General features: G+C 70.4%; 6 protein-coding genes and 1 pseudogene. 2 read left to right on the top strand and 5 right to left on the bottom strand.

Going from position 1 to position 6,755, the window contains the following annotated elements; all coding sequences use genetic code 11:
* Positions 1 to 342, top strand: a 342-nt coding sequence (locus tag VJ693_RS01530; protein WP_324151699.1) for an L-serine ammonia-lyase, iron-sulfur-dependent, subunit alpha, incomplete at its 5' end; no start/stop codon positions are given.
* Between the two features lie 67 nt (positions 343 to 409).
* On the opposite strand, the gene VJ693_RS01525 is transcribed toward VJ693_RS01530, so the two are convergent.
* Positions 410 to 1,216 carry a response regulator gene (locus tag VJ693_RS01525; RefSeq protein WP_324151698.1) on the bottom strand — a complete coding sequence of 269 codons (807 nt, stop codon included), beginning with the start codon at positions 1,214 to 1,216 and terminating at the stop codon, positions 410 to 412.
* Complete coding sequence (locus VJ693_RS01520; RefSeq protein ID WP_324151697.1) at positions 1,213 to 2,730, bottom strand: PAS domain S-box protein; 1,518 nt, start codon at positions 2,728 to 2,730, stop codon at positions 1,213 to 1,215. The genes VJ693_RS01525 and VJ693_RS01520 overlap by 4 nt, the downstream gene beginning before the upstream one ends.
* Positions 2,731 to 2,887: 157 nt before the next feature.
* Here VJ693_RS01520 and VJ693_RS01515 point away from each other — a divergent pair, with 157 nt between their 5' ends.
* On the top strand, positions 2,888 to 3,595 hold the full coding sequence (locus VJ693_RS01515; protein WP_324151696.1) for a response regulator transcription factor: 708 nt from the start codon (positions 2,888 to 2,890) through the stop codon (positions 3,593 to 3,595).
* A 3-nt stretch (positions 3,596 to 3,598) separates the two neighbouring features.
* Here the strand turns inward: VJ693_RS01515 and VJ693_RS01510 are convergent, their stop codons facing one another.
* The 3 genes and pseudogenes from VJ693_RS01510 to VJ693_RS01500 all read right to left on the bottom strand — a co-directional run.
* Positions 3,599 to 4,996: a HAMP domain-containing sensor histidine kinase gene (locus VJ693_RS01510; RefSeq protein ID WP_324151695.1), complete on the bottom strand. Its 1,398-nt coding sequence runs from the start codon at positions 4,994 to 4,996 to the stop codon at positions 3,599 to 3,601.
* A 58-nt stretch (positions 4,997 to 5,054) separates the two neighbouring features.
* Complete coding sequence (locus VJ693_RS01505; RefSeq protein WP_324151694.1) at positions 5,055 to 6,488, bottom strand: glycoside hydrolase family 30 protein; 1,434 nt, start codon at positions 6,486 to 6,488, stop codon at positions 5,055 to 5,057.
* A gap of 41 nt (positions 6,489 to 6,529) precedes the next feature.
* Positions 6,530 to 6,755: pseudogene (locus tag VJ693_RS01500) on the bottom strand (endonuclease); the annotation flags it as partial.

Here is a 6,755-nt window from a genome sequence, read left to right as displayed (position 1 = left end):
GAAGTCGGCGTGGCCTGCTCGATGGCCGCCGGTGCGCTCGCCGCGGTGATGGGCGGCTCGCCGGCCCAGGCCGAGAACGCCGCGGAGATCGGCATGGAGCACCACCTGGGCCTGACCTGCGACCCGGTCGGCGGCCTGGTGCAGATCCCGTGCATCGAGCGCAACGCGATCGCGTCGGTCAAGGCGATCAACGCCGCGCGCATGGCGCTGCACGGCGACGGCACCCACCACGTGAGCCTCGACAAGGTCATCAAGACCATGCGCGAGACCGGCGCCGACATGCAGACCAAGTACAAGGAAACCGCCCGCGGCGGCCTCGCGGTCAATATCGTGGAATGCTAAGCGCCCCCTGGCCCGGGCCAGCCCGGGCCGCCCCCCGCGGGGGATCGAGGTGCCTGGCAAAGCCAGTTCACCTCGAGAGGCACCGCCGTATCTCCGCCAGCAGCGCCTGCGAATCGATCGGCCGCTGCAGGTAGCGCACGGCACCCAGCGCCAGGCCGCGGGCGCGCTGGACGTCGTCCCAGTGCGTCGCCGACAGGAACACGAACGGGATGTCGCACAGGCGCGGGTCGGCCTTGACTTCGGCGATGAAGTCGAACCCACTGCCCTGCGGCATGCCGACGTCGCTGATGATCAGGTCGGGCCGTTCGGACCGGGCCAGCTCCAGCGCGGCCAGCGGGTCCTGCGCCGTCAGCACCAGGTAGCCCAGCGGCTGCAGCAGGTTGCGCTTGAGCTCGAGGTTGGTGGGGTTGTCGTCGAGCACCAGGATGGTCTGGCCGGCCGACGCCGGCGCCAGCGGCTCCGGCGAGCGGCTGGGCGCGGGCTGCGGCGGCTCGGCCCACAGGTGCGGCACCAGCGATTTCAGCGTCGCGATGAAGCTCGCCGGCTCGATCGGCTTGGACAGGTAGGCATCGAAGCCCGCCGCCAGGATGCGCTCGCGGTCGCCGACCATCGCGAGCGCCGTGATCGCGATCAGCGGGATCCCGGCCAGGCCCGGATCCGCCTTGACCCGCCGGGCGACCTCGTAGCCGTCCATCACCGGCATCTGGATGTCGCACAGGATGGCCGCGACATCTGGCCGCGCCGCCAGCAGCGCCAGCGCCGCCTCGCCCTGCTCGGCCGCGCGGACCTCGCAGCCGGCCGCCTCGAGCAGGTAGCTGATCAAGGCCAGGTTGATCGCGTTGTCGTCGATCACCAGGACCGCCGGACCGCTCATGCAACACCCTCCTGCACCGCCGTCGCGGCCGGCAGCGCGAGCCAGAAGCGGCTGCCCCGGCCCGGTTCGCTGCTCACCTCGATGCGGCTGCCGTGCAGCTCGGCCAGCTTGCGGCACAGGTACAGGCCGAGGCCCGTGCCTTCGATGCTGGCGCGCTGGTTCGGGTTGCCGACCTGGGTGAAGGCCTCGAACAGCTGGGCCATGTCCTGCGGCGACATGCCGATGCCGGTGTCCGACACCCCGAGCCGGATCACGTCGCGGCCATCGGGGTCGCGGTCGGCCTGCACGAACACGTCGACATGCCCATGGTCGGTGAACTTGATCGCGTTGTTCGTCAGGTTGATCAAGATCTGCTGCAGCGCGCGGCGATCACCCCAGACCAGGCCCGGCGCGGGCGGCAGCGCGGTGCGCAACTCCAGGCCCTTGCTGCTGGCCGCCGGCCGCAGCGTGGTGACGACCTCTTCCACGAGTGCACAGCAATCCAGCTCGACCAGATTGACCTGCATGCCGCCGGAGTCGATCTTGGCCAGGTCGAGCAGGTCGTTGATCAGCGACAGCAGGTGCTTGCCGCTGGACTGCACCATCGCGAGCTGCTTTTCCTGGTCCAGCGTCAACGGGCCCGGCAGGTGCATCAGCAGGATGCCGGTGAAGCCGATGATCGCGTTCAGCGGCGTGCGCAGCTCGTGGCTCATCGTCGCGAGGAAGCGGTCCTTGGCCTTGTTGGCCCGCTCGAGCTCGACGTTCTTCTCCTCCAGCGCCCGCTCGACGCGGCGGCGCTCGCTGATGTCGCGGATGGCCGACAAGCCGAACAGGCCCACGTCGGTGCGCAGCGGCGACAGGCTGATCTCGACCGGGAACTCCTCGCCACCCTTGCGCTGGCCATACAGCTCCAGCCCCTGCCCCATCGGCCGGGTGTGCGGCTTGTTCATGTAGCGCTCGCGGTGGCGCCCGTGGCCGGCGCGAAAGCGCTCGGGCAGCATGGTCTCCAGCGGCGCGCCGACCAGATCGCGTGCCGCATAGCCGAACATCCCCTCGGCCTGGCGATTGACCAAGGCGACCCGGCCGATGTCGTTGACGACGACGATCGCGTCGGGCATCGAATCGAGCAGGTCGCGAAAGCGCGCATCCAGCAGCTGTGCGTCGCGCCGCGTGCGCAGCTGGGTCACGTCGGCCAGGTTGTAGACCTCGCCGACGAACTGGCCATGTCGATCGTGCAGCGGGCGCGAGGCCACGTTGACGTACAGCAGCGAGCCGTCCGCGCAGCGGGCCACGGTGTCGAACGAACTGGCGCCCGCCTCGGCCGAGGGCGGCTGCTCATCGGCCTGGCGGTCTTCATCGGCGACCCGATGCAGCAGCAACTCGTGAAGGCGCTGGCCAACTGCCGACGCGCGGCCATAGCCGAACATGGCCTCGGCGGTGCGATTCCAGAAGCGGATCAGCCCGTCCGGTGCGACGAGCACGATGCCATCCGGGGAGTCCTCCGCAATACTTTCGAACAGAGCTGCATCGAGCATCTGTGACCATCCCTTGCGCCGCTGCATTGTTTTGTCTGGCGCCGGCTCATCTTGCCCCAGCGGCACGCTTGTAACGGCTTGACCTGAGTCAATGTAGGGGCTTCCAAGCGCATCTGCTGCCTAGAATCGCTGCACCTCCAGCGCCGTGATTCCCGTGATGCACTCCACCGAATCGAATGCCCTGCCCGCGTCGATCGCCCTGATCGACGACGACGTCGAATACACCGAATTCCTCGCCCAGCACCTGCGGGGCCTGGGGCTCCAGGTGCACCGCTTCGCCGACAGCGACGAGCTGCTGGCCGACACCGCACCGTTCAGCTACGGCTTCTACCTGGTCGACCTGATGTTGCCCGGCATCGACGGGGTCGAATTGATTCGCGTGCTGCGCCGGCGCACGCACGCCGGCGTGCTCGTGGTCTCCGGCCGCGTCGCCGAGGACGTGTTCTCGTCGGTCGTCGATGCCGGCGCCGACATGCACCTGGCCAAGCCGGTCACCTTCGACCAGGTCGTCGTCGCGATCCGCGCGGTGCACCGCCGGGTCGCTGCCACCGAGGCCGGCTCGAAGGAATGGGTGCTCGACCGCCACGCCGGCCAGCTCGTCGCTCCCGACGGCGTGCGCGTCGACCTGAGCGATGGCGACCTCGTCGTGATGGAGTGCTTCGTGGAGGCCGGCGGCCAGACGGTGCCGCGCGAAATCCTGTGCCGGCGCCTGGGCCGGCCGGTCACCGACGAGCCGGACAACACGCTCAGCGCCACGCTGTACCGGCTGCGCCGCCGCATCGAGCGCGCGACACCGGTGGTCGTGCCGATGCAGTCGCAGTCGCGCGTCGGCTATGTGTTCCGCGCGCCGTTACGGAGCGTCTGACCGCTACTCGACGATGGGCAGCCACAGGCGGAACACGCTGCCGCCGCCTTCGTTCGGTTCCCAGCTGGCCTGGCCCTGGTGGCGGTGCATGATCTGGCGCACCACGTAGAGCCCGAGCCCGTGGCCAGGCAGACCGTGGTCGCCGCGCACGCCGCGCTCGAACACGCGCGAGCGCACCTCGGGCGCGAGGCCGGGCCCGCGATCGCGCACCTCGAAAACCAGCCCGAGCGGCTCGTCGCTGTCGCTGACCTGCAGCGTCACCGCCGCGTCGCCCGGCGAATAGTTCAGTGCATTGGCGAGCAGGTTCCGAAGGGCCAGGCGCATCAGGCCGATGTCCATCGCCGCGGTGCGGGCGTGCGAGGTGCCCAAGCGCCGGACCCGGCCGCGCTGGGCCGGATCAAGATCGCCCAGGCTCAGCTCGATCAGCATGTTGACGTCGGCGTCGCGCGGCGCCAGTGCCTGTGCGCTGGCCAGCACGGTGGTCGCGGCGAGCGTGTTGTCGATCGTGCCGACGATGTGGTTGATGACGTTCTGGGCGCGCTGCAGCCGCGCCTCGGCCTGCACCCGGTCGTCCCAGGCTTCCTCCTGCAGCGCCGCACGCGCGCCCTGCAGCGCGGCCGACGCGTTGTTCAGCGGCTGGCGCACCTCGTGGGCCAGCACGCGCACGAACTCGTCGCGCTCGGCCAGGCGCAGTCGCAGCGCCGAGGCCTGCGCCTGCTCCTCGGCCAGCGCACGCGACTGGGCCTCGCGGCGCGCCTGCGCCGCTTCGAGCGCGAGGCCCACGTAGCCCACGTTGCCGAAGATGCCCGAGATCAGGCCGCCGGCGATCACCATCGCGAGGTCCAGCGTCGGCTCGAACACCGGCTGATCGCTCCCGCCGGCCGTCACGCCCAGGCGCAGCAGCAAGGTGGCGGCCATGAATGCATAGGAGCTGCTGATGAAGGTCGCCGCGCGGCGCCCCGTCCGTCGGCCGAGCTGGTGGGCCGCCACGGCCAGCCATGCCGTGCCTGCCGCCTGCAGCAGCACGTTCGTCGGGCGGCGCACGTCTTCGCCCCACGAGGCCGCCACCAGCGACGCGGCGAACGCCAGCAGGGTGGCCGCAGGGACGGCCAGCGCCGAGGCCCGCGGCGCGCCCTCGCGGTGCAGCGCCGATATGCGTGCCGCCAGTCCCAGCAGGCCCAGCGCGTTGAGCGTCACCACCGCCGCCAGTTCCGGCAGCGCACCACGCAGCGCGAACAGCAGGTAGGCGCCGCCGAGCGAGACGCCGCCCAGGCACCACAGCGCGGTGCCGGCGCTGTCATGGTGGCGGCGCAGGATGATCCAGACCAGCCCCGACATCGCCAGGTAGACGATGCCGAGCAGGAAGAGCGCCGTGCGCGGCTCGAGCGGGACCAAGGGCATGCGGCGCATTCTGGGCCAAGCCGACGGCCCGCTGCGTGCGCCGGCTGCTTGTGCCCGCTCAGCGGCCCCAGACCAGCGTGACCACGCTTTGCGGCGGGAGCTGGTAGTCGACCGTGCGGCCCTCCCAGCGCACGCTGAAGCGCTGGGCGGACTCGGCGCCGTTGAGCACCAGCAGCGCGATCGAGCCGTCGGTGTTCTGGAAGGCCACCGATTCCAGCGGGCCGGTCGCCGCCGTCGAATCGATGCGGCGCGCGCCCGGGCGCACGAACTTGCTGGCGTGGGCCAGCGCGTAGTACTCGAGGTTGCGGGTCACCGCGCCGGTGCGCGCGTCGATCGTGACGATGCCCCGGCAGTCGTTGCAGCCGCCCTTGTGCGGGCCGTGGTTCTCGTCGAGCGCGAGGTTCCACATCAACACCCCGCGGGCCCATCCGCGGGTCGCGCCGATCACCAGGTGGCGCACCATCCACGGCAGCGTCTCGGGCCAGTTCGGCTTCCACTCGCCGCCCGAGCATTCGGTGAACCAGGTGTCCTTGTCCGGGAAGGCATCGTGCACCGCGGCCTGCACCTGGACATGGCCCTCGTAGCAGTGCCAGCCGACACCGGCGACGTAGCGGTTGGCCGCCGGGTCGGCCAGCACCGCCATCGGCGCCGACGGCTCGCTCCAGTTGTGGTCCCAGTCGACGATCTGGGTGCGCAGCCCCCGCTCGGCCAGCAAGGGGCCGAGGTGGCGCCCGATGAACTCAGCGCGGGCGGGTGATTCCAGCCGCATGCCGGGGTAGTCCTTGGGCTCGAAGTGCGGCTCGTTCTGCACCGTCAGCGCGAACACCGGCACACCCTCGGCGGCGTAGGCCTCGACGTAACGGACCAGGTAGCGGGCGAAGTCGGCATAGCGATCAGGCCGCAGCCGCCCCTGGATCAGGCTGTCGGTCGTCTTCATCCAGCCCGGCGCGCTCCAGGGTGAGGCCATGATCTGCAGGCCCGGATTGACCCGCAGCGCCTGCTTGACGACAGGCAGCAACTCGGCCCGGTTCGGCTCGATCGAGAAATGCGCGAGCGAGGGGTCGGCCTGGCCGGGCGGCATGTCGTCGAGCGAGTAGTGTTCGCGCGAGAAATCCGATGCGCCGATCGTCAGCCGGGTGAAGTCGAAGCCGATGCCCTGGTCGCCGCGGCCGAACAACTCGGCCATCAACGCGTCGCGCTGCGTCGGGCTCATGCGGCGCTGGATCAGCCACGCCGACGCATCGGTGATCGAGGCGCCGAAGCCCGCCATGGCCTGGTAGCGCCGGGTGGGATCGACGGCGATCGTCAGCGGGCCCTTGCCCTGTTCGCCGAAGGCGAGACCGCCCTCGTGGGCCAGCAGGCGGCTGCGGTCGCCGGTGGTGAGCCAGGCTTCGGCAGCGACAGGCCGCGCGGCGTGCGCGACGCCGGCCAGCGCCAGCAGCAGCGTGGCAAGCCATCCCGCCCGCCGGGCGGAGACAAGGTACTTCAGCATCGTGAGAACAGCGAGATGAGAGAGAGGGAGAAAAGGCCCGCTCAGCGCAGCGACACGCGCGCCACCACGGGCAGGTGGTCGGACGGAAAACGCGCTTCGGTCGAATCGGTCAGCGCGGCGTACTTATGCACCTCGAAGCGATCGCTGACGAAGATGTAGTCGATGCGGTCGACCAGCGGTGCATCGAGCTTGAAGCCGTTGAACGTGCCCACCGGGCCGTAGGGCGGCGCCTTCGAGATCGCCCGCGCATCGCGCAACTCGGCCGAC

The organism is Ideonella sp., assembly GCF_035254525.1.
In the GTDB taxonomy this organism is placed as follows: domain Bacteria; phylum Pseudomonadota; class Gammaproteobacteria; order Burkholderiales; family Burkholderiaceae_C; genus Ideonella.
Note: the sequence above shows the minus strand (reverse complement) of the source record. Positions and strands in the feature narration are given on the sequence as shown.

Excerpts from the sequence above, each read along its gene's own strand:
- VJ693_RS01505 (WP_324151694.1), bottom strand. The coding sequence starts at position 6,488 with ATGCTGAAGTACCTTGTCTCCGCCCGGCGGGCGGGATGGCTTGCCACG.
- VJ693_RS01525 (WP_324151698.1), bottom strand. The coding sequence starts at position 1,216 with ATGAGCGGTCCGGCGGTCCTGGTGATCGACGACAACGCGATCAACCTG.
- VJ693_RS01515 (WP_324151696.1), top strand. The coding sequence starts at position 2,888 with ATGCACTCCACCGAATCGAATGCCCTGCCCGCGTCGATCGCCCTGATC.
- VJ693_RS01520 (WP_324151697.1), bottom strand. The coding sequence starts at position 2,730 with ATGCTCGATGCAGCTCTGTTCGAAAGTATTGCGGAGGACTCCCCGGAT.
- VJ693_RS01510 (WP_324151695.1), bottom strand. The coding sequence starts at position 4,996 with ATGCCCTTGGTCCCGCTCGAGCCGCGCACGGCGCTCTTCCTGCTCGGC.